This window comes from Caulobacter hibisci, from assembly GCF_016135805.1.
Lineage (GTDB): Bacteria > Pseudomonadota > Alphaproteobacteria > Caulobacterales > Caulobacteraceae > Caulobacter > Caulobacter hibisci.
The window spans coordinates 23,724-44,832 of sequence record NZ_JADWOX010000027.1 but is presented as its reverse complement, the minus strand read 5'-3'; the positions used below and the strand labels follow the sequence as shown (position 1 = coordinate 44,832).

Annotated in this window: 20 protein-coding genes; 11 read left to right on the top strand and 9 right to left on the bottom strand. The window is 69.0% G+C overall.

Annotated features, from left to right (window positions below):
• Nucleotides 1-431: 431 nt before the first annotated feature.
• Together I4Q42_RS24370 and I4Q42_RS24365 are read left to right on the top strand one after the other, a co-directional pair.
• On the top strand, nucleotides 432-941 hold the full coding sequence (locus tag I4Q42_RS24370; RefSeq protein WP_198578696.1) for a hypothetical protein: 510 nt from the start codon (nucleotides 432-434) through the stop codon (nucleotides 939-941).
• A 302-nt stretch (nucleotides 942-1,243) separates the two neighbouring features.
• Nucleotides 1,244-2,439, top strand: a protein-coding gene (locus I4Q42_RS24365; RefSeq protein ID WP_198578695.1) for an IS3 family transposase whose coding sequence is annotated in 2 segments (ribosomal slippage) — nucleotides 1,244-1,514 and nucleotides 1,514-2,439 — 1,197 coding nt in all. Because the reading frame shifts where the segments join, the coding sequence is not laid out codon by codon here.
• Nucleotides 2,440-2,620: 181 nt separating this feature from the next.
• Here the strand turns inward: I4Q42_RS24365 and I4Q42_RS24360 are convergent.
• The gene (locus tag I4Q42_RS24360) at nucleotides 2,621-3,124 is read right to left on the bottom strand and encodes a hypothetical protein (protein WP_198578694.1); all 504 of its coding nucleotides are present in this window, start codon (nucleotides 3,122-3,124) and stop codon (nucleotides 2,621-2,623) included.
• 417 nt (nucleotides 3,125-3,541) lie between these two features.
• On the opposite strand from I4Q42_RS24360, the gene I4Q42_RS24355 reads away from it, so the two are divergent.
• Both I4Q42_RS24355 and I4Q42_RS24350 read left to right on the top strand, forming a co-directional pair.
• Nucleotides 3,542-4,648, top strand: a complete 1,107-nt coding sequence (locus I4Q42_RS24355) for an IS110 family RNA-guided transposase (protein ID WP_198578693.1) — start codon at nucleotides 3,542-3,544, stop codon at nucleotides 4,646-4,648.
• A 449-nt stretch (nucleotides 4,649-5,097) separates the two neighbouring features.
• Nucleotides 5,098-5,430: a DUF3768 domain-containing protein gene (locus I4Q42_RS24350; RefSeq protein WP_198578692.1), complete on the top strand. Its 333-nt coding sequence runs from the start codon at nucleotides 5,098-5,100 to the stop codon at nucleotides 5,428-5,430.
• Between the two features lie 293 nt (nucleotides 5,431-5,723).
• Here I4Q42_RS24350 and I4Q42_RS24345 read toward each other — a convergent pair whose 3' ends face one another.
• From I4Q42_RS24345 to I4Q42_RS24335, 3 genes are read right to left on the bottom strand one after another with little or no spacing between them, the layout of a single operon-like run.
• Complete coding sequence (locus I4Q42_RS24345; RefSeq protein ID WP_198578691.1) at nucleotides 5,724-6,173, bottom strand: hypothetical protein; 450 nt, start codon at nucleotides 6,171-6,173, stop codon at nucleotides 5,724-5,726.
• Nucleotides 6,174-6,175: 2 nt separating this feature from the next.
• Nucleotides 6,176-6,505 carry an STAS-like domain-containing protein gene (locus I4Q42_RS24340; RefSeq protein WP_198578690.1) on the bottom strand — a complete coding sequence of 110 codons (330 nt, stop codon included), beginning with the start codon at nucleotides 6,503-6,505 and terminating at the stop codon, nucleotides 6,176-6,178.
• 1 nt (nucleotide 6,506) lies between these two features.
• On the bottom strand, nucleotides 6,507-7,544 hold the full coding sequence (locus I4Q42_RS24335) for a hypothetical protein (protein WP_198578689.1): 1,038 nt from the start codon (nucleotides 7,542-7,544) through the stop codon (nucleotides 6,507-6,509).
• A gap of 239 nt (nucleotides 7,545-7,783) precedes the next feature.
• Between I4Q42_RS24335 and I4Q42_RS24330 the strand changes: the two genes are divergently transcribed.
• Complete coding sequence (locus I4Q42_RS24330; protein ID WP_198578688.1) at nucleotides 7,784-8,170, top strand: MmcQ/YjbR family DNA-binding protein; 387 nt, start codon at nucleotides 7,784-7,786, stop codon at nucleotides 8,168-8,170.
• Nucleotides 8,171-8,266: 96 nt separating this feature from the next.
• Here the strand turns inward: I4Q42_RS24330 and I4Q42_RS24325 are convergent, their stop codons facing one another.
• Both I4Q42_RS24325 and I4Q42_RS24320 read right to left on the bottom strand, forming a co-directional pair.
• Nucleotides 8,267-8,545, bottom strand: a complete 279-nt coding sequence (locus tag I4Q42_RS24325) for an HU family DNA-binding protein (RefSeq protein WP_198578687.1) — start codon at nucleotides 8,543-8,545, stop codon at nucleotides 8,267-8,269.
• A 66-nt stretch (nucleotides 8,546-8,611) separates the two neighbouring features.
• Nucleotides 8,612-9,322 carry a hypothetical protein gene (locus I4Q42_RS24320; protein WP_198578686.1) on the bottom strand — a complete coding sequence of 237 codons (711 nt, stop codon included), beginning with the start codon at nucleotides 9,320-9,322 and terminating at the stop codon, nucleotides 8,612-8,614.
• A gap of 412 nt (nucleotides 9,323-9,734) precedes the next feature.
• Here I4Q42_RS24320 and I4Q42_RS24315 point away from each other — a divergent pair, with 412 nt between their 5' ends.
• A complete protein-coding gene (locus tag I4Q42_RS24315; protein WP_198578685.1) occupies nucleotides 9,735-11,951 on the top strand; it encodes a ParB/RepB/Spo0J family partition protein in 2,217 nt (738 codons plus the stop codon).
• A gap of 177 nt (nucleotides 11,952-12,128) precedes the next feature.
• Here I4Q42_RS24315 and I4Q42_RS24310 read toward each other — a convergent pair whose 3' ends face one another.
• Nucleotides 12,129-12,548 carry a thermonuclease family protein gene (locus tag I4Q42_RS24310; protein ID WP_198578684.1) on the bottom strand — a complete coding sequence of 140 codons (420 nt, stop codon included), beginning with the start codon at nucleotides 12,546-12,548 and terminating at the stop codon, nucleotides 12,129-12,131.
• Nucleotides 12,549-13,264: 716 nt separating this feature from the next.
• On the opposite strand from I4Q42_RS24310, the gene I4Q42_RS24305 reads away from it, so the two are divergent.
• Nucleotides 13,265-13,585, top strand: coding sequence for a DUF736 domain-containing protein (locus I4Q42_RS24305; protein WP_198578683.1), 321 nt, complete (start codon nucleotides 13,265-13,267; stop codon nucleotides 13,583-13,585).
• A 360-nt stretch (nucleotides 13,586-13,945) separates the two neighbouring features.
• Nucleotides 13,946-14,290, top strand: coding sequence for a DUF736 family protein (locus tag I4Q42_RS24300; RefSeq protein ID WP_198578682.1), 345 nt, complete (start codon nucleotides 13,946-13,948; stop codon nucleotides 14,288-14,290).
• Nucleotides 14,291-14,293: 3 nt separating this feature from the next.
• Here I4Q42_RS24300 and I4Q42_RS24295 read toward each other — a convergent pair whose 3' ends face one another.
• Nucleotides 14,294-14,785 carry a helix-turn-helix domain-containing protein gene (locus I4Q42_RS24295; protein WP_198578681.1) on the bottom strand — a complete coding sequence of 164 codons (492 nt, stop codon included), beginning with the start codon at nucleotides 14,783-14,785 and terminating at the stop codon, nucleotides 14,294-14,296.
• Between the two features lie 332 nt (nucleotides 14,786-15,117).
• Between I4Q42_RS24295 and I4Q42_RS24290 the strand changes: the two genes are divergently transcribed.
• The 3 genes from I4Q42_RS24290 to I4Q42_RS24280 all read left to right on the top strand — a co-directional run bounded on the left by I4Q42_RS24290 (nucleotide 15,118) and on the right by I4Q42_RS24280 (nucleotide 18,684).
• Nucleotides 15,118-15,666 (top strand): GntR family transcriptional regulator, encoded by a 549-nt coding sequence (locus I4Q42_RS24290; RefSeq protein ID WP_198578680.1) that lies wholly within the window; start codon nucleotides 15,118-15,120, stop codon nucleotides 15,664-15,666.
• Nucleotides 15,667-16,204: 538 nt separating this feature from the next.
• Nucleotides 16,205-16,858 carry a lasso peptide biosynthesis B2 protein gene (locus I4Q42_RS24285; protein ID WP_198578679.1) on the top strand — a complete coding sequence of 218 codons (654 nt, stop codon included), beginning with the start codon at nucleotides 16,205-16,207 and terminating at the stop codon, nucleotides 16,856-16,858.
• Nucleotides 16,859-16,860: 2 nt separating this feature from the next.
• A complete protein-coding gene (locus tag I4Q42_RS24280; RefSeq protein WP_198578678.1) occupies nucleotides 16,861-18,684 on the top strand; it encodes an asparagine synthase-related protein in 1,824 nt (607 codons plus the stop codon).
• On the opposite strand, the gene I4Q42_RS24275 is transcribed toward I4Q42_RS24280, so the two are convergent.
• The gene (locus tag I4Q42_RS24275) at nucleotides 18,603-21,107 is read right to left on the bottom strand and encodes an alpha/beta hydrolase family protein (protein WP_198578677.1); all 2,505 of its coding nucleotides are present in this window, start codon (nucleotides 21,105-21,107) and stop codon (nucleotides 18,603-18,605) included. The two genes, I4Q42_RS24280 and I4Q42_RS24275, sit on opposite strands and share 82 nt — an antisense overlap.
• Nucleotides 21,108-21,109 lie beyond the last annotated feature (2 nt).

Here is a 21,109-nt window from a genome sequence, read left to right as displayed (position 1 = left end):
GTGTGTCTTAGACAGGTGATGGGTCATGGTCTAGCTTTGCGTGCACCCTTGGATTGCGCCAGGCGATCGCCAGGACCTGGGAAGTTGATCGTCGGCGATGTCCGAACGCCCGATATCCTCAAGCAAGGCGGCTCCGACGAAGCGTGCCGATGCCGCAACGACAACGTTTCTCGGCTGCCCATTGACGACCTGCTCTACGTCCATGGCGACCAGACTACGCCCGCAGGGGAGGGGCTTTGCGCGCAAGCGCCAAGCTGAATGGCGAAGGTCCATGGAGGCGGTAGCGAAAGCCAGAATCCCAATGACGGGTCTCGCGCGGCATCGGAAGCGGTGGGAAATGACAACCGCGCCACCGCATTCAGGCAGGAGCACCTCTGTGCCGGGCCATGCCGAATCGATACCATTCCAAGCTTAGTCTTGGGGAGGTCCTGTTGGGCGTCAGGAATTGGGAGTGGTGGCGCGATGTCGTTGTCGTCGCCTTCGCGGTCAACATCGCGGCCACAGCAGCTTGGATTGCGGCCACGTCTGCTTGGCCGGTCGTTCGGCGTACGTTTTCGAGCAACGCCCAGTCGCTCGCGGGGCGGTGGCGCGACTTTCGCATCAACAGAATGGCTTGGCGTCTCAATCGTCTACAACTCATTCGCCGATCACCTGCGGTGGCGATCGCGGATATCCTTATGGCGACTTTGATTGTCATTTTGGGTGGCGGTTACGCCATGATGATCTTGCTTGCAGCGGTCTTTATCAGACTGACTCAACCTAGCGCCCACCCAGAACTCTTTTCTTTCGTGGGTGGCTTAGGTCTGGTGATCGCGGGACTTTATCGAGCGAGTGACGCCTACGCGGACTTGGTGCAGACGGATCGAAGGCTAGCTGCGCTCAGGAGGAAGGCCGCCGCACGTGGTTGGGATCTCGAAGACGCTAGCGCGGCGTTACTTTAACAGCCGAACTCGCCCTGTTCGCGTGAACACACCCGATGAGTGGTCGCGAACAGGTGTGCGTGCCCTTGCAAGCAAGAAGATCGGTTCAATCGCTTCGTCGGTCCGGCTGCTGGTCGTCGACCGGAGGGGGCGCCGTCCGCGATTGCCGACGGCGCTGATCGGTCACCCTGCGGTCGAAAGAGCCTGGTCGAGATCGGCCAGGATGTCGTCGATGTGCTCCAGCCCCACCGACAGTGGTCTGCCCCCTCTGAAGTGATCCATCCCGTAAGTTGGTCTGAGGACCATTTTGGATGGAACGAGAGATGGCAAGGAAGCGGCACAAGCCGGAAGAGATCGTCGCCAAGCTGCGGCAGGTAGATGTGCTGACAGCACAAGGTCAGTCGATCGCCGAGGCGGTCAGGACGATTGCGGTGACGGAGACGACGTACTTCCGCTGGCGCGCGGAGTATGGCGGCCTCAAGAGCGACCAGGTGAAGCGGCTGAAGGATCTGGAGCTGGAGAACGCCCGGCTGCGGCGGGCGGTGTCGGACCTGACGCTGGACAAGCTGATCCTCACCCAGGCCGCCCGGGGAAACTTCTAAGCCCCGCTCGTCGCCGGGCCTGCATCGACCAGGTGCGGGCCGAGCTTGGCGTGTCGGAGCGCCGCGCCTGCGCGGTGCTCCGACAACATCGATCCACCCAGCGCAAGCCGCCCCGCGGCCGCGACGACGAGGCGGCGTTGACCGCCGACATCATCGCCCTGGCCAAGGCCTACGGCCGCTACGGCTATCGGCGGATCACCGCTCTGCTGCGCCACGCTGGCTGGGCGGTCAACGCCAAGCGGGTGCAGCGGATCTGGCGACGGGAGGGGCTGAAGGTCCCACAGAAACAGCCAAAGCGTGGCCGTCTCTGGCTGAACGATGGCTCGTGCGTGCGCCTGCGCGCCGAGCGGCCCAACCACGTCTGGTCCTACGACTTCGTCGAGGACCGCACCCACGATGGACGGAAATTCCGCATGCTCTGCGTCATCGACGAGTTCACCCGCGAGGCCCTGGCGATCCGGGTCAAACGACGGCTCAACTCCACCGACGTTCTGGAGACCCTGGCCGACCTGATGATTCTGCGGGGGCCGCCAGCCTATGTGCGATCCGACAATGGCCCTGAGTTCATCGCCCAGGCCCTACGCGACTGGATCGCCGCCGTCGGCTCGCAGACCGCCTACATCGAGCCCGGCAGCCCCTGGGAAAATGGCTACTGCGAGAGCTTCAATTCGAAGCTGCGCGACGAACTGCTGAACGGCGAGCTGTTCTTCAGCCTCGCCGAGGCCCAGGTGCTGATCGAGGCCTGGCAGCGGCACTTCAACGCCGTCAGGCCGCACAGCTCGCTGGGCTACCGACCGCCGGCGCCAGAAACGATCATCCCCCGCGGCGGAACCGTCGTGCCATGGGCGAGCGCGCCAGCTGTGGAGGGCGCGCGCTCGCCCAACCAAACCGTGGCGTCAGCAAATGCCATCCACTAACATTGAACCCGGATCACCCCTCGGGGGCAGGCCACTCGTCCATGAGCCGGAAGAACTTCTGGCCTGAAGGCCGGCTACGCGTTCAGAGCGTCGAGCGATCGTTCAAGGACGCCCCCGGTCGGCCTGCAGCCTCGCTACGTCTGCCGGTCCCAATCGGCGACGGCGAGGACCAAGGCGAAAGCTACTGGCCAATGAACGCTTTATATCGACGCAGCGTGGGGCCGTTCACGAGGTCGAACTGAGCCCTGTAGGCTGGAAGATTGTTTTCCCAATCTTGGCAAAGCGTCTCAAGTCGTTGATCGGTCTTGCGATAGGCGCACCATTTGACGGCTTGCGGGCGAATGACGCCCACCATGCTGTCGAACACGCCGGCGCATGAACGCACATAATCCGCAAGGTAGTAGGTGCGCGAATGTCCGCCGCGTCGGACCGTCTTCGATGTGGCGCGTCTGTCCATGTATTCGTCGGCGGTGACGCAGTCCGAAGCTTTGGACTGCACCCCGATCCAGGTTCCAATCGTGAATTGGGGATCGCGCTGAGCTTTGGTGAGGACTGGCGGCTTGGAGGGATCGGCCAGACTCTCCGTAAAGGCGCGGGAGCGTTCGGCATCCAAATGAGTCCTGATCAGGATAGAGCCGAGCGGTAGAAGGAGGGCGACGGCGACGAAAATCTTGGCCTTGGACATCGAAACTCAGCAGCGATTCTGGGGTGAACCGAGTAGCTGTACCACTTGCGCGTTACCGCTCCGTCGCGCCAATTGCCTTCTGTGGCGTTTCTCGGCGGCGCAAGGTGCGGTTCCCGCCGCTCGCTTTCGCGACCGGCTCCACCTGAGACGGAGAGCGGCCGGCGGTCACGCTCGGTCCCGAGCCTTTCGGCTCTCCTACGGGCGCGCCGCCTTCGGGCAGGCTTTGGCCTGCCGCCGGCCGCTCGACGCGGACGTTCCGACACGCGCTTTGCGCGGTCTCCTTGCCGGCTTCATTTGTCATGAGCGCTCGCTGATGCGAGCGCGCACCGCTTAGTCCGTATGTCCTTCCTGCCGGCGCTGAGCCGTCCGGATCGTGGTGCTGCATTCTGACCGGGTGCAACAGCTCGGGAGGAAGGTATGGGCACGCTCTACATCGGCCTGGACGTCCACAAGGCCAGCATCGCCGTCAGTCTCGCGGAGGAGGGCCGCGACGGCGGCGTCCGGTTCCTGGGCGAGATACCGAACACGCCGACAGACGTCGCCAAGCTGGCCAAGCGGCTAGGCAAGGACAGCGAGCGCCTGGAGTTCTGCTACGAGGCCGGCTGCTGCGGCTACGGCATCTATCGCCAGCTGATCGAGCTCGGCCACGGTTGCACGGTGGTGGCGCCGACGTTGATCCCCAGGAAGCCCGGCGACCGCGTGAAGACCGACCGGCGCGACGCCCAGAAGCTGGCGGTGCTGCACCGGTCGGGGGATTTGACCCGGGTCTGGGTGCCCGATCCGGTCCACGAGGCGATGCGGGACCTGGTGCGCGCCAGGCTGGACGCGGTGATGGCGTTGATGCGGGCCCGCCAGCAACTCCTCGCCTTCCTCCTTCGCCACGGGAGGATCTACGAGAAGGGCAAGAACTGGACCCAGCGCCACCGGGTTTGGCTCGCCGGCCAGGTGTTCGACCAGCCCGTCCACCAGATCGTCTTCCAGGACTATGTCGAGGCGATCTTCACGGCCCAGGATCGGCGCGACCAGCTGGTGGCCCGGATCACGGCGCTCATTCCGAGCTGGTCGATGGGGCCCGTGGTCGAAGCCTTGCGCGGTTTGCGCGGGCTGGAGGCGATCTCGGCCGTCACCTTCGTCGCCGGCATCGGCGACCTCAGTCGGTTTGATAGTCCCAGCCAGCTCATGGCCTATCTGGGCTTGGTGCCTTCAGAGCGCTCCAGCGGCGATCATGTTCGCCGTGGCGGGATCACCAAGACCGGCAATGGCGAGGCGCGGCGGATGTTGGTCGAGGCCGCCTGGAGCTACCGCTATCCGCCGCGGGTCGCCCAGGAAAAGGTCGAGGTGCTCGTGAGGCTGCCCAAGTCGGTCCGCGACATCGCCTGGAAGGCCCAAATGCGTCTCTGCGACCGCTATCGAAAGCTCACCCGGTCCGGAAAGAAGCCGACGGTCGTCGTCACCGCCATCGCGCGCGAACTGGCGGGCTTCATCTGGGCGATCGGACAAGAGGTTCGGCCGGCCGCCCCCTGACCGGCTCCGTCCCGAGCCGTTCGGCCGAGGGCGGGATGGAGGTCAGGGTGATCCTCGAGAGCCCCATGGGCCGGCGTTAAGGCCGACGCCCGCGCTTAGTGAGAGGCAGCCCGCGACGACACACGTTCATGCGGTACCCAACCCGCGTATGGAAGTCTGATCGACCGTCGCCTTCGCCATCCCGCCTTCGACCCAACGGCAAGTCGTTCCTTGGTCTCCGCGCCTGCGGCGCGGAGTGTCTTTTGACGAGTCACGTCTTGCAAAAGGACATGGAAGGGCTCCGCCCTCGGCGCGCTTCGGATCGGCTTCCGCCCAGCTTCGGTCCCTTCGGGCCCTGCAGCCGGGTCCCCGCGAAGCCGCCCCTCCGCTTGCACACCCGGTCTCGCCGACGGGCGCCGGGGTCAGGCGCGCTTTTGCGCCTGACCCCGAACTCCCAAGGAGCAACTTCCATGACCGAGGATGACCATACCGCCGCGATCGCGGCCCTGAACGACGCCTGCCGCGCCGAGCCCGGCGCGAGCTGGGTGCTGACCGTAGGCGTGCACACCCTGCCGGAGGCCAAGCTGGCCCAGGCTCTGGAAGCCGTCACCGCCTTCTCGGATTTTTCCGAGGGCAACAACCCGCACGGTGAGCGCGACTTCGGCGCGTTCGAGGTCGGCGGGGCGCGGCTGTTCTGGAAGATCGATTACTACGACCTCGATCTCTGCATGGCCTCGCCCGATCCGGCCGACCCGGCCGTCACCAAGCGGGTGCTGACCCTGATGTTGGCCCACGAATACTAACCGCCAAGCCCGTCGCGCTTTCCGGCGCGGCGGGCGATGGCGGGAGGGGACATCCACGCTCGGCCCGCGCGGCCGATCCTTTGGGATCGGCCGCTTTCGTGGCTCTGGGGCATAGGCGACGACGCTGCAGGCCCGACCGGGACGGATGGGGCGCGACGTCGATGCGACTGTTGCGAGCGACACGGCAAGCGGTCTGACAGGTTTGCGAACGGGCCAAGGGCGCCCGCCAGCACCCGCCGCACCGCGCGCTGTTGGGCGCGGTGTGACGGAGCGGCAGGATCGTATTGGCGCGACTAGGCCGGGCCGCGCAGCAGCGCGAAGGCGCGGGCCGCTCGTGAGGAATGTCGAAGCTGATGGCGTAGCCGCATAGCCGTCTCCTCGATCAGACCCTCCAGCGCGTCGTCCATAACAACGCCATCCTCGGCCTTGGCGAGAATGCCGTCGAACTTGACGAGCTCGGCCTTACAAGCCTGATAGGCCACGCTGTCGGGGACCTTGCGCCGAATGTTGAGGCCAAGGCGACGGCGCCGCCCGCTCAACTGACGCAGCATAGACCCACGATCCTTGTCGTCGGGCGCGACGGCGAACACGTCGAAGAGATCGTCCTCGAAGTTCTCGAGGCGCAGGAGCTCGACATCGAGCGAGGCCACGCTGGACTTGAGACGTTCGACGACCCCAGCGCCCAGAACGCCGCCGATCAGGCCGAGCGCCGCGGAAAAAAGCGCCTCCCCCGGGGTGGCCATCCTCAGGAAGCTTTCGCGTCGCGGATGTAGCTTTCGATCGTGTCGATGAACGAGGGATCGCGATCGGACTTGATATGAATGCGGCCCAAGAGATCCTTGGTCGCAAAGCCGACGCGCACCAAACCGCCGAAAGCCTCTTCCAGGAACGACGGCGACAAGCCGCGCGCGCCGTCCAGGTCGACCTCCACGGGTTCGCCCTTTTTCAGGGCCGGCACCAGCCACTCTTCCCGAAACCGCTGGCCGCTCCAATCGCCATGCGAGGGATAGCGGCCGAACGGGAACGGATTGAAGTCAGCCGCCAATCGAATTGTCGTTGTCATCGCCGCCAACATTTCAACTTCTAGCCTCCGACGTCCGGGCTTCTAGCTGCCAGATAATGAGCGTTCCGGGAAACTGAAACCCTAACGGGCCGCAGTGTTCCTGCTCACCATCCTTCGCGGGGGTCCGATAGCCGTAGTACGCGTCCCCTGAAAATATACTGATGAACCCCGACGGAAAAAGGTCAATCAGGGCGATCATGTTGGTCAGGCCCTTGCCCCGCTCGCCCAGGCCGCTGACCGTGCGCCGCTGATGAATCGTTGCGCGCAGGATCTGGGAGTCGCTGGGCTTGGCGTTGATCGGTCGCCAGTCCTTCTCCTGGATCATCGACTTCAGATAGCCCTGAAGTCCGTCGCCGAGCTTCTGCGGGGCCGTCGCTGGGATACCTGCCCCATGATCAAGCGCGATGAAGGTCGCGCCCTTGTTGGTCAACAAGCCGGCGACCCACCAGCGCTCGGCGGGGTCGGGCGTGTGGCCCTCACCGCCATAGGCCCAGGACAGCACGTTGTCGGCCGCCTCGTTGAGGGCGGCGTGCACCCGGTCAGCCAGCGTGAGGTCGGCCACCAGGCCCTCGGCGAGCTTGGCGACCTTGAAGGTGCGAGCCCCAGGCGAGGGCTCGCCCTTCATGCCGGAGGTGACCTTCATCACCTGGGGGCTGATGCCCTGGAGAGCGTCCTCGTCGAACCGGTCGTCATCGGCCACCACGCCGAACGCGGCCAGGGCAAAGCGCGCCGAGCCGTTGCGCGGCATGCGAACATCGATCTGCAATCCATGGGTCAGGCGGCATCGCTGCATGGACGAGGCCAAGAGCACGCAGGCCACCACGTCGATGTGGTTGGTTTCGTAAAGATCCAAAAGCACCGGCAGGTCGGCGGCGCTGGCGAAGGTTTCGAACCGCTTGAGCTCGTCCAGGGTGCCGCGCAGGTCGCGATCATTGGCCGCCAGCCGCGCCGGGCCCTTGAAGAACCGATGGTCGGGGTATCGACGCCGCAGCGCCGCGTCCTCTTTCGCCCGCCCGCGATCACGCCGAACCTTACGCTTGCTGTCGCCCACGGCCCCTCGATCAAACAGTCACGCGGCGGTTGTCTAGCATCGCCGTTGGTTTCGTATCCACTGAAAATCGGGAGCGCCCCAGTCGGGTGTGGGGGATCTCGCGCATCCCCGCGAGCCGGGAAATCCGCGTCCGAACATATGGAGTGCGGCCACGACCGCTTCTGTCGCGGCGTTAACCGAGTTTTGCCAGCAAGCGGCGACTCGGGGTCAGAAGGGCGTCGCAAAACGCGAGGACGACCATGACGCCGGAAGCCTTTACCCGCTTGGCGCACCGCTTGAGCCCGACGGTGAAAGCCCATCCGATCCTGGAGACGGTCCAGTTCCACGTCGGCGGCAAGGCGTTCGCCACCTTGGGCTGGCCCGAAGCCGGCTGGGCCGTGGTCAAGCTCTCGGCGCGCGATCAGCAGCGCATCCTGGCCGCGCACGAAGCCGCCTCGCCCGAGCCTGGGCGCCAGCGTCGCTCGGGGGTGACGCTGCTTTGGCTGGAGGATTTGGAAGAGGCGGCGCTTGCCGACGTTTTGGCCGCGGCATGGAAGCAGGCCTATAGCGGCGAACGAACTCCGCGACGGGGCGGGCGACCGCGCAAGGGCGCGGCCCCGGCCGGCCTGGCGTCGTCGCAATCCTGACCGCGGACGGGCGCGTCCCAAGATCGCGCCGGGCCCTCAAGGGCTGAACGGGCAATCGGCCCGCCGGCGCCAACCGCGCCGGCGGGACCTGGCGCGTTAGCCGTTGACGGCGTCCTTCAGCTGCTTGGCAGCCGTGAAGGCGATCTTCTTGCTGGCGGCGATCTCGACGGCGGCGCCGGTGGCCGGGTTGCGACCGGTGCGGGCCGGTTTGTCCTGGACCTTGAACTTGCCAAAGCCCGGGATCGAGACTTCTTCACCCTTGGCGGCGGCTTCGGCGATGGCCTTGAAGACGCCGTCGACGAGGGCCTTGGCCTGGGTCTTGTTAATCTTGTCGTCGGCGGCGGCCAGGGCTTCGGCGATATCAGCGGTGTTCATTTGAGAAATCCGTGGCTTGGGGGAATCGAAACCGCGACCCTGCGTTGCTCTCGCGCGCTTGTCACCTCAGTCCTGGCCGCAGGGGTGGACGTCGATGGCCTTGAGCGTCTCCAATTGCGTGCGCTCCCAGCCGTCGGCGCCCTGCGCCAGGGCCTCGCACGCCTTGGCGATCCAAGCCAGATCGGCGATCGGGGCCTGCGCCAGCGCACGCATCGCCTCGGGCGTTATCTCCGGCGAGCGTCGGCGTTCGTCTTGTTCGGCGTCAGGCGGGGCGGCCTCGTCGGCCTCCTCAATCTGATCGGCGACGGCGCGGTGGTCGCTGCGGATCGGCGCTCGGCGATGGGCCTCGGTGAGCGGAAAGGTCGCCTGGACCTCGGCTTCCGGCATGCCGGCCTGGCGCGCCTTCCAGCGCGCAAGGCTCTCCATCATCGAAGGGTCCAGTTGCGGCGCGTTCCAGCGCGCCGCGCCCATCAGCCGCGTGAAAGGCTCGGGATGGCAGAGGATCGTGAATAGGCGATCGACGACCTCGATCATCAGCTCTTTCATCTCATCGTCGTCTAGCCGTGACACCTGGCGCCAGGGAATTTCGCCATAGGGCGTGACGACCTTGACGTCGCTGTAGTCGCCGACGGCGCTGCCCGGCGATACGCCCTGATGCAGCTCCTCGAGCCTGGAATTGCGCACCCCGGTCTCGGCCAGCATCAGCGCGAACGCCGCCGCCCACTCGGTCTCGGCGGTCTTGCGGGGCTTGGTCATGGCGGCGGGTCCCTTGGTCACGCGCCGATCATGGGGCCGGGGGCGGCGATCACAAAGGCCGGCGCGCCAACGCGAGGGACCATCCCTGCAGAGGCCCGGTCCGTGCGCACCCGATGGACTGGCGAGGGACCATCTCTGCGACGGCCTGCTCCGGGGCCAAGCCAAATCCCTTGAATGCCAGGCGGTCGGCGCCGCCGCGCCGGTCTTGCGTGGCCGCTTTGCGGCCTGTGCTTAGGACTGCCGTCCCCAGCGCGCTTCGGATCGCCTTCCGCCCAGCTTCGGCCGGTGGGCTGTCAAAGCCGGCCTTCGACACCAAGCCCTGCAGCCGGGTCCCCGCGAAGGCGCCCCTCCGCTTGCACCCCTGCGCTCGCCGCTTGGGCAGGGTTTCAGGCGCGCCTTGCGCCTGCAACCTAAGCCCCCAAGGAGGCACAAGATGACTTCCCCCTCAGAAAGCCCCGCCGCCGCTGGCGCCGATCCGGTCAGGACCGGCGGCGCGGCGTCTGGCCTTGCCGCCGTGCAGTTCGGCGAGGTCCGAGACATTCCCTTGAACCGCCTCAAGGCCTCGCCCAAGAACGCCCGGCGCGTCGGCCACAGCGCCGAGGTCATCGAGGCGCGCGCCGCCTCGATCCGCCACAAGGGCGTTCTTCAACCCCTCGTCGTCGAGCCCGAGATCAAGGACGGTCAGGAGACCGGCTATTATCTCGTCAGCGCAGGCGAAGGCCGCCGCCAAGCCCTGCGCCTGCTGGCCAAGCGCAAGGCCCTGGCCAAGGGCGCGGCCGTGCGCTGCGTGGTCGATACGGCCAACGACCCGGCCGAGGTCTCAATGGACGAGAACCTCAGCCGAGAGCCGATGCACCCTGCGGACGCTTACGAGGCCTTCAAGGACCTCGCCGAGCGCAAGGGCTACGGCGCCGAGGAGATCGCCGCCCGCTTCGGGGTCAAGCCCGACATCGTGCGCCAGCGCCTCCGCCTGGGCGCTGTCGCCCCCGCCCTGCTTGACCTCTACCGCGAGGAGGCCCTGACCCTGGAGCAGGTGACCGCGTTTGCGGTCAATCCCGACGCGGCGAGGCAACTGCAGGTTTATGAGCGGCTGTCGCCGCATCAGTTGACCCCGCACGTCATCCGCCGCGCCATGGTCGAGGACAAGGTGATCAGCACCGACCGTCGCGCCCAGTTCGTCGGCGTCGAGGCCTATGAGGCGGCGGGCGGCCCGGTCCTGCGCGACCTCTTCACCCAGGCGGGCGGGGTCTGCTGGCTGGAGGACGTGGCTCTCCTGGAGACCCTGGCCGCCGACAAGCTCGCGCAGGTCGCCGATGAGGTCAGGTCGGCCGAGGGCTGGAAGTGGGCGAGCGCATCGCTCGACTTCCCGCACGGCCACGGCTGCTCGCGGGTCTGGGAGCGCTTGCGCGAGCGCGCCCCCGGCGAGTCCGAAGCGATCAACGCCCTGATCGCCGAGGACGCCGAGCTGACCGAGCAGTGGGCCGACATCGACCCGCCGCCGCCCGAGGTCGCCGCCCGCTTCGAGGCCATCGCCGCCCAACTCGAAGCCTATGGCGACGAGTACGGCTATGACCCGGGCGAGCTGGCGCGGGCCGGGGTCTTCGTCGTCCTCGACGCCTATGGCGAAGCCCGGATCGAGCGCGGCTTCGTTCGGCCCGAGGACGAGCCCGCGCCCGAGCCCCAGGACGAAGCGGACGCCGCCGACCGTCAGGCAGCGGACGCGTCCGACCCCGACGACGCCAACGAAGACGAGGGCTGGGACGCCGACGCGAGCGACGGCGTCGGCGAGGTCGAGGAGCCTGCGGGCGACCCGGCCGCGCCGCTGCCCGATCGGGTGATCGCCGAACTGACCGCCCATCGCAGCGCCGCCTTGCGCGACGCCTTGGCGCAAAACCCCGATCTGGCCCTGGTCGCCCTGGTCCATGCGCTCGCGGTGCGGGTGTTCGGCGCCTACCCTGTCCCGACGTGCCTCGAAATCCAGTGGGCCTCGCGCGACCTCACCCAGTTCGGCGAGGGCATAGAGGACAGTCCCGCCGGTCGGGCGATAGCCGAACGTCATCGGTCCTGGGCGCGGCAAATGCCCAGCGAGGGCGCTGACCTGTGGGCCTTCGTCGTCGGGCTCGACCACGACAGCCGGGCGAGCTTGCTCGCCCACTGCGTGGGCCTGTCGGTCTATGCGGTCCGCAATTGGGATCGCAGACCCCATGCCCTGGCCCACGCCGAGACCTTGGCGAGCGCCCTCGATCTGGACATGCGCGACTACTGGAAGCCCACAGCGGTTCGCTATCTCGACCGCGTCACCAAGGCCCATATCGCGGCGGCGGTGTCAGACGGGGTGTCGGCGCAAGCCGCCGCCCGCCTGTCGGGCCTCAAGAAGCCCGACATGGTGGCGACCGCCGAGCCCCAACTGGTCGAGGCCGGATGGCTGCCGCCCATCCTGCGCACGGCCAAGCCGCAGCCCCAGGCGGTCGATGCGGAGGGCGAGGGACGCCAGCGAGGCCTTGAAGCCCCGTCCGAGGCCGAGGACGCCCTGGCCCTGGCGGGCGGTGATCCGCACGAGCCGCCCCAGCATGGCGGCGCGGCGGACCCCGCCAGCCTGTCGGCTGAGGATGAAGAACAGGCCGCCGCATCCTTGGCGGCGGCTGAGTAGGCGGGACGGGCGGCCTTCGGGCCGCCCGTCGTTTTTCGTGGGCGGGCGGGGCGGCCGATCCTTTGGGATCGGCCGCGTTTCGTCGTCACGGCGCCCAGGCTTGGCCTGTGGGTGGGGACGGCGCAGGCCGCGTAGCTACGCCGGGGCAGGCAGGGCGTCGTTCGCGGCCTATCGGGCCTACCGGCTCGGCCGGGCGGGAGCCCCCGCCGCCCAGAGCCCGCGTCGGGCCGCCTTGGCCTTGGCCTCCTCGGCCGCGTAGACGCCCTTGCTGTAGCGCCGGTACTCGCTGGTGAGGCCCGAGCGGATCAGGGCGGCGTTGATGTCGGGGCTTGCGTCGGACCAGCACCGCGCGACATGGCGGCCATAACGGTCGTGATCGACCACCCGGCACCCGACCCGGCCGCGCGTCAGGCTGACCAGCAAGTCTCGGGCCTCGTAGGCGAAAGGCTCGGCGGGCGTCTTGCCGCGTCGCACTTCCGGTGCGTCGACCCCGAAAAGGCGCACGCGGTCCGAGCCACAGCGCAGGGTGTCGCCGTCGTGGACCTTTGGCGCGGTGCAGGCGATGACGGCGGCGGCAAGCAGGGGGAGGGCGGGCATGCGCCGCCTATAGCTTGAGTCTCGCTGGGCAGCCGGCGCCGCGCCCGCCCCGCCGAAGGGGGCGGTGAGCCGAGCCTGGCCCTTAGTCCTCGCGCGGGCCGTTGCTGCGCGACCAGACCAGGCAGGGCGGCGTCCAGGTCGACCAGGGCGGCGTTGGCAGCGCTTTTGAACGACAGGGCGTCAGCGTGACCGAAAGGCAGCCTCTTCGTCCGCGCCGTCCCTCTTCCAGGCCGCGCCGAGATCGGCCTTGCCCGCATGAACCGCAGAGCCGGGCGCTTGTCGGAGGTCTTTTCGGTGACGGTGCGGAACGCGCCGGCATGGCGCTTGGCGGCCTGATCGCGTTGGCGCCGGCGTAAGAGCCGTTTTCGCGAACGGTGAAGGCGCCGGCGGCGGCCTTGAGGGTCTCTCCGGTCGATCTTCATCGGGCTGCGCCGACCTCGTCCTCTTCTGGCCTGATCTGGACCGGGACCGGTCCGTCGCCGCAACCTCGGCGCTCGACTTTCTTCCCCTGGGGCGGCCGCTGGCCACGCCTGCCCCATTCCTCGCGAGACAAGAAACTCTCCGCCTTCGGTCCTTCGCCAAGGCTTCGGGAGCGCGCCCGCAAACCTGCCTTGGAACGGCAGGGCGCGCTCTGCGGGCCGGACATCGGCCCCGGTCCTTCGGATCGCCATCGAGGCCGCGATCGGCGCGGCCTGGTTCAGATCGGAGAGACCCCCATGGCCACCATCGGCACCTTCACCATCCGCGAAAACGGCGCCTACACCGGCTCCATCGACACCCTGACCATCAAGCTCAAGGCCGTCGAGTTCCGCCCCGTCACCGAAAAGACCTCCGACAAGAGCCCCGACTTCCGGGTCTATGCGGGCAAGGCCGACCTCGGCGCGGCCTGGAAGAAGGTCAGCAAGGACGAGAAGGACTATCTGTCGGTCAAGCTGGACGACCCGTCCTTCAGCAGCGCGGTCAACGCCGCCCTGGTCGATCTGGACGGCGTCCTGACCCTGGTCTGGTCGCGCAGCAACGGCCCGCGCGAGGACTAGGGGCCAGGCCCGGCCCGTCCCGCCTTCTGGCGGGGCGGGCGCGACGCCGGCAATCGCAGCGGAAGCCTGGGCGGTCCATCAGGGCCGCCTGTTCTACGCCAGGGCCTGTCTTTCCACGACGCCCGGGCTGAGCGTCTTGAGAGCCGCCACGCCAAGGGACACAAGGGTTTCGCGGGTCTCGCGAGGACGCTTCCACCGCCCGCCAAGCGTCTCCTTCGCCGCCCGTACGCCGCCGATCGTCGTCTCCCCCGCGACGGTCGGCAAGGCGGCGGTCCGATCCTTCACCCCGGCGCTCCCCCCGCCGCGATCGGACCGCCGCCAACTGGCCAGGCCTGCGGGCTCACAGCGAAAGGATAGACCATGACCACCATCGGCCACCTGCGTCGCGACGGCGTCGATTTCGTCGGGCGCCTCGAAATCCTGACCCTTTCCACGGACCTGCGCCTGGTCCCGGCCAACAAATTCTCGCCCCGGGCGCCCGATTTCGACATCAACGCCGGGACGATCGACGCCGGCGTGGCCTGGCGTGTGACCGACACCAGCGGCGCCGTGCTCAGCCTCAAGCTCGATGACCCCAGCTGGCCCGAACCGATCAATGTCCGCGCCATGGCCAGCGAGGACGGCCAGCTGCCGCTCGTCTGGATCCGTAAGGCCGAAGCGTCGGCGGCTCAGGCCGCGCCGCCCAAAGTCGCCGAAACCGGCTGAGCCTTAAGTGTCGTCGTCGGGCGGATCGTCGAGGATCTCGGCGAACGCCTGCTCGAGCCAGTCCTCGGTCCCGGCCGCGCGCCGGGCCAGATAGGCCAAAAGCTCCTCCTCGACCCGCCGCATCGCCAATAGCACCTGGGCCGGCGGGATCGTCGCCAACTCGGCGCCAATGGCTTTACGCAGCCGGCGCATGCCCACGTAGAAGGCCATCGGCATCCTGTTGTCCATCACCTCCAGCGCGGCCTCCGGGTCGTGGAGGTACATCGCCAGCAGGATGCCGAATGGGTCCGCGCCGACCCCGCGCGCGAAGCGTCGGACCTTGGTGAAGGAGAACTCCCGCTTACCAGCCTCGAAGTCCTGGTAGGTGCGCAACTGCATCTTCATGCGCGCGGCGGTTTGGCGGCTGGTCAGGTTGCGCTCCTCTCGGAGCAACTTGACGATGCGGGACAACAGGCGGCCCTGCCGGGCAAGCGGCGAGGCGGGTAAGCGAACCATACGACGCTCCGAACGCGAACAACCTTAGATGGACACTATGGGCAGTTCGCTCTCGCCGTCGCAAATGCGTCATCGCCTTTGCGGGGCCGTTTTCCACAAGTGGGGACCAATCGGTCCCCCAAGGTTGCCGGCATGTATCGAGGCGACGAAATCGTTGCGTAAAAGCGCGCAACGATCGCGCCCAAACCGCGCGGAGAATCCGTCCGGACGGACCGCAAGGCCGCACACTGATTCCAAATCCACGCGATTGGGCCGTCTTCAGCGCATAATTGCTTGCCTTGCGCTCGACGATCCGCCGTCAGCCCGGAAAGCTCGCTCCAAAGGAGCGAGTAATGAGTTGGAATGATCCTTCCGAGCCTGTCCTGGCGGCTGTGCGGGCCAAGCTTTCACTGGGTTCCCCGCTGCAGGGCGCGGCGTTGTCGATCAACGCCATCGCCGCCGAACTGGGGGTGAGCCACACCCCGGTGCGCGAGGCCCTGGCGCGACTGGCCGGGGAGGGCCTGGTGGTGCGCACCGTCGGAGGCGGCTATGTCGGCGTTGTCCATGACGCCGTCAGCCTGTCCGAACTCTACGGCTTTGCGGGTCTGCTGGCCGGCTGGCTCCTGAAGGACCTTCGCGACGCCGCTGGACTGCCTACCAACAGCGCCGACCTCCTGACCGTGCTCGATGAGCGGGCGGTCAACCGCGCGCTCGCCGCCGAGCATCGACGGGTGCGGGTGCAACTGGCCCCCTTTGCACAAGGAGAAGCGATGGTCCTGGGAGCTGAGCGGCCGCTGCTGGCCGGTCGCCTGGGGGAGGGCCTTCGCCGATGGCACCTGCGCCGCGTGCGGCGCAGCGGTGCGATCCTGGCCGCCAGTCTGACCCGTCCGTCTCGCCCCTGAGGGGCGGCGCGAGGCCTTGAGACTATAGCGTTGAATATAGTCTGGCCTGGTCGCCTCCTGGTTGGGCCGCAACTTCGCGGCGAAACTGAAGAAGGAGAGACGGCCATGACCGCCACCCTCAAGCTGATCGTCCTCGGCTCGGCCAAGGCCCTGACCCAGGCCGGCGAAGTCCAGCTGGTCCCCGAGGACGCCTCGGGCCGCAAGTACGCCGGCATCTGAACGTCGGCGACGCGAGGCGCCCCTGGACGTTTCGCATCCCTGGCCCGGCGTGGCCGCTGGCCGTCGCCGGGTCGTTCGGACGCTGCTGCGGCCGCGTCCCCCAAGCACGGAAGATCGAGCCATGATCCTGCGCCTGATCCGTATCGGCTCGGCCAAGGCCCTGACCGAAGGCACCGACGGCTTCATCCCCGAGGACACCACGCCTCGGCCGCACATGCCGCTCTGACGCCTGCCGGCGGCGGCGAAGGCCGCCGCCGGTTCTTCGCGTGGCCAGTGGCGGCCACGCCGCCGTTTCCCAACCCTCCTGCGGATAGTCGCCATGCGTCTTGATCTGCCTGCCCACGTCCACGCGGTGATGATCGACGACGACCTCGTCCTGCTCGACGTGGAGGCTGACGCCTATTTCTGCCTGCCGCTGCCGGCCGGCCTGTTGCGCCAAGGTGCGCACGGCCTGGAAACCGAGGAAGCGGCCATAGTTCGGGACCTGGCCGCCGCCGGCTTGGCCAGGGCGGCGGGGGAAGGCCCGGTCGCGCGACGCCCGCCGCCGCCGGCGATCCCCCAGCGCACGGCGCGCGCGACGCTCGAATATCGCCAGGACCGCGTGCGGGTTCGGCCCGCGCATTTGCGGGCCCTGGCGCTCGCCGCGCGTGCTGCCCTGGCCAGCCGCCGCATGCCCTTCGCCGCGCTGCTCGCGCCGCCGAAAGGCCCGGCGGACGAAGGCGCGCCGGCGAGGCTGCTCGACGACCTGGCGGTCTGGCGGGGCGTCTCGCCCTGGCTGCCTCTGGACGGGGTCTGTCTCTTTCGCAGCGGCATGCTGCTGGCCTTCCTGCGCGCCCTTGGCCATCGACCGTCCTGGGTGTTTGGCGTGCGCACCTGGCCGTTTCGGGCGCATTGCTGGCTGCAGGCCGGCGACCTCGCGCTTGACGACGAGGCCGAGCGCCTGGCCGCCTACGCGCCGATCTTGGCGGCCTGACCATGAGCTGGCTGGTTCTTTCTCACCAAGGCGGCCGCTCGTCCGACCCCTGCGAGGCGATGGTCGCCGACCTTTTGGCGCGCGGCTGGCGCAAGGCGCCTGCGCCCTATGGCCTGGCGGCGCTGGTGCGAGGGCCAAACCCGCCGCCGATCACCGCCATTCCCGGGTTTCGCGGCACGGGCGCGGTGCTGGTCGGCGAGCTCTTCGATGCGGCGGCCGCGCAAGCCGGCGAAGGGGTCACCATCGCCGCGAGCCAATTGGCCGAGGCGCTCGAAGCCGACCCTCAAGCCGCCTGCCGGGTGCTGGCGCGGCAGGCCTTCGGCGACTATGCGCTGGTGGTGCGGCGGCAAGGTGAGAGCGGCCCGATGGCGTTCTCCGAACCCCTGGGCGGCCTGCCGTGCTTTGGCTGGATCCGCGACGGGGTGACCATCATCGGTCCCGCGCCGCCAGACGGCCTGGCCGCACCGCTTGGCGTCAGCGTCGACTGGCCGGTCCTGGCCGCGCTGATGGCCGATCGTCGCCGCTCAGGCGGCGCGCCGCCGCTCGACGGCGTGACCTGGATCGAGCCGGGGACCTGCCGTTGGGGGCGGGGACTATCGGACGTCTCGCGGCTCTGGTCGCCGGCCGAGGCGGCGCGGCCACAGAACCGTCGGCCTGACCTCGCCGCCCTTCGCCGAGTGGTCGACGGGACGGTGGCGGCTCTGGCGCTGGGCCAGGAGCGGATCCTCTGCGAGATCTCCGGTGGCCTGGACTCGGCGATCGTCGCTACCAGCCTCCGCGCCCAGGGCCGCGCGCCCGACCTCGCCCTCAACTTCTATCGCGGTCAGGCCGAGGCCGACGAGCGGGTCTATGCGCAGGCCGCCGCCGAGCGCGCTGGCGCGCCGCTACGCTGCGTGGAGCGGCCGCTGCTGGCGTTCGAAGAGGAGACGCTTCTGGCCGGGGCGGCGGCCTTTCGGCCCAATTTCGAGATCCTCGACGCCGACTTCGACCGCCTGGCGCTGGAGGTGATCGGAGAGGTCGGGGCCCAGGCGGTGTTCACCGGCCATGGCGGCGATGTCGTCTTCTACCAGCTGTCGGCCGCGGAGCTCGGCGTCGACCTCTTGACCGGCGCGCCGTGTCGGGGCGCGCGTCTGGCCCGGCTGGCCGAGGTCGCCCGGCGAACCCGGCGATCGGTGTGGAGCCTGGCGGCCCAGGCGATCACCGGCCGGCCCGGCCGCCGGGTCGCCGAGCTGATGGCCGCCCAGCCGGTCCTGGCCCCGGACAAGCCCGCCGGGCCGCCGCATCCGTGGATGGCGCAAACGCGCGGGCTGTCGGCGGCCAAGCGCGCCCAGATCGCGGGTCTGGCCGTCAGCCAGGGGCTCTCTGCGACGACCCTGCGCGGGCAGGCCGCGCGTCTGCGCCATCCGCTGTTCGCCCAGCCGGTGGTCGAGGCGTGCCTGGCGATCCCGCCGACCCTGCTCAGCCAGGGCGAGGGCGAGCGCAGCTTCGCCCGCGCCGCCTTCGCCGAGCGATTGCCGCCGAGCATCGTCGCGCGGCGCTCCAAGGGCGACATCAGCGTCTTCCTCGGGCGAAGTCTCGCCGCCAACACCCCGATGCTGCGAGGTTTTCTGCTCGACGGCCGGCTGGTCGCCGAAGGGATCATCGACCGGGCGGACCTGGACGCGATCCTCTCCCCGGAGGTGCTGATCTTCCGCGACGTGGCCGGCGAGATTCTCGCCGCGATCGTGCTGGAGGCGTTCGTGCGCTATTGGGAGGCGCGCGGCGAGGCCGCCTCCGACGCGCCTGCGGCCGGCGTGCTGGAGCCTTCGGCCCCCAGCACCGCCTGAAGGAAGGCGAAGGCCCGCCCATAGACGTCGCGGACATTGGCCGGCGAGATCACCACATGGCCTTCGCCGCCATAGGCGAGCAGCTCCACAGGCTTGCCCTGGCGATAGAGCGCGGTGAACATCTCCATGGCCTGGCCCGAATGGATGTCGCTGTCGCCCTCGATCAGCAGCACCGGGGCGGTGATCCTGTCGGCGAAGAGGAGCGGGCTGGCGCGCCCGTATCGAGCCGGATCGCGCCAGGGCGGCGCCAGCATGCGACCCTGTCCGGCCTCGGCCCAGCCAAACATGCTGGAGACGTGCAGCGAGACCTCGGGGGTGGTGATCGCCGTCGCGCCTTGAGCGCCATACATGGCGTAGAAGTCGACGGTGGCGGCGGAGGCGACGACGGCTTTGAAGCGCGATGCCTGGGTCGCGGCCGTCAGGGCGCCAAAGCCGCCGAAGCTCTGGCCCCAGACCGCCAGCCGCGTGCGCGACAGGCCAGGATCGGCCGCCAGGGCCGCATCGACCGCCGCCAGTATGGCCGCGCCCAGGCCCTCGGCGGGATCGGCGGTCGGGGCGATCGGCAGGCTGGGGACCAGGACCGCATAGCCGGCCCCGACCATGGCGCGGACATTGACCGCGAAGCCTTGGGCGTCCGGCGCATCGCCCGCAGGCGGCGCGATGTAGCTGGAGCCTGGATAGGGCACGACGATGAGCGGGCGATGGTCGCCGGGGCCGTGCGCGGTCGGACGGTAGAGCCAGCTGGTCACGGTCTCGCCGCGCGGCGTCTGGTGGACGATCGGCGTCGGCGGCGCGGCGTCGATTTGCTCAAGCCCGGTGTTGATCTTCGCCAGCGTCCGGAGCGGCTGTCCGCGTTGGGCGAGGACGAGCGAGGCGACGCCGACGCGGCTGCGCGAGAGGGCCAGCACCGCGCCGGTGGCGGGCGCGGCTGCGATCGCCTGGGTGTCGGCCGGCAGGACCGCGGCGGGGCGGGGGCTGTCGCCGGCGGTCAGCAGGCGCGAGCGGTCCTTGTCGGTCGCCAGGACGACGCCCGGCAGGTCTCCGGGCAGGACCGGGAAAGGCGAACTGAGCGTCGAGTCGGTCACCAGCGGCGTTGATCGGCCAAGCGGTATGAGGCCGTTATCGCCGCGGACGACGATGCGCTGGCCCAGCATCGCCGTCCGGCGCGCCGAAGCGGCCGGCAGGGCGGGCGTCAGGCGTGAGCGCCGGTCGGCGTCAACCCGCCACCAGGCCGCCGTGTCGCCGCCCGCCGCGGCCAGGACGACCGGGCGCGTGCCGATCCAGCCGGCGTCGGGGACGAGCCGCAAGGTCGTGCCGCCGGCCTCGTGCAAGGCGCCGGGCGCGAGGTCGGGGTCGACGAGACGGGCGTCGCCGTCGACAGACAGCCGCCAGTAGCGAACCCGCCGCCAGTCGCCGGCCTTGTCATCGGGACGGGCGGCGATGATCACCTCGCGCCCGTCCGGCGACCAGCTCATCAGGTAGCCGACCATGTCGCAGCCGGCGCAGGGGCGGCGGACCTGGCCGCTGGCCAAGTCCACCAGCACCAGCCGCCGCCGACGATCGAAGGCGTTGTTCTCGACCGGGGCCTGCGCGTCGATGGTCACGGGCTCTTCAAGAGCGGTGAGGGCGGCGGTGCGTCCGTCCGGCGACAGGCGAAGATCGAAGAACGGCCCGCGCGCCAGGGGGCGCACCTTACCGGTTTCGACATCCAGCGCCGCCAGCGAGACCTCCGGCCAGCGCGGATTGTCCGTCGCGCCGGCCCCGCCCTTGAGCACGGTGACGGTCGTCGCTCCGTCCTCTGCGGCGCGCCAGGCCGCGGCTTGCCGCGCCTTGCCCTGCCAGCCGCGCCCCAGCAGGAAGGACGGCGTGTCGGGCGTGGTGGCGATGGCCACGACCTCGCGGTCGCTCCGCCAGCGCGCCTGGGCGGTGAACACCTCCGGCTCGACCATCAGCCCCGACCAGAGCGTCTGGCCGGTGGCCAGTTCGACGACGCCCAGCTCCCGGAACCGGTCCTTGAGGCGATAGACGATCAGGCGGCGGCCGTCGGGCGACAGGGCGCCGAGGGTTTCGCCAACGCCGTCTTCGGAGGTCAGCAGACGGGCGGGCTCGCCCGCCGCGCCGGCGCCAAGGTCGACGACATAGAGCCGGCTGGTGCGCTGGGGCGTCAGCCAGTCGAGGTCCCAGCGCCCCGCGGCGGTCCATGGACCCTGGCGCTCGAACACCAGCCGCCGCCCATCGCCCGAGAACACCGCCCGGCCGAACTGCTCCAGACCGAGCATGTCGTCGATGGTGTAGGGGCGAAGCGGGGCGAGCCCTGCCGCGATCTTGGGCGCGATCTGGGACGCGGCCTGAGGCGCCGGCCCAGCCAGGGCGGAGGTTGCAGCCAGCGCGCAGGCGAGCGCCGGCCCTGCGAAAGATCGCATGA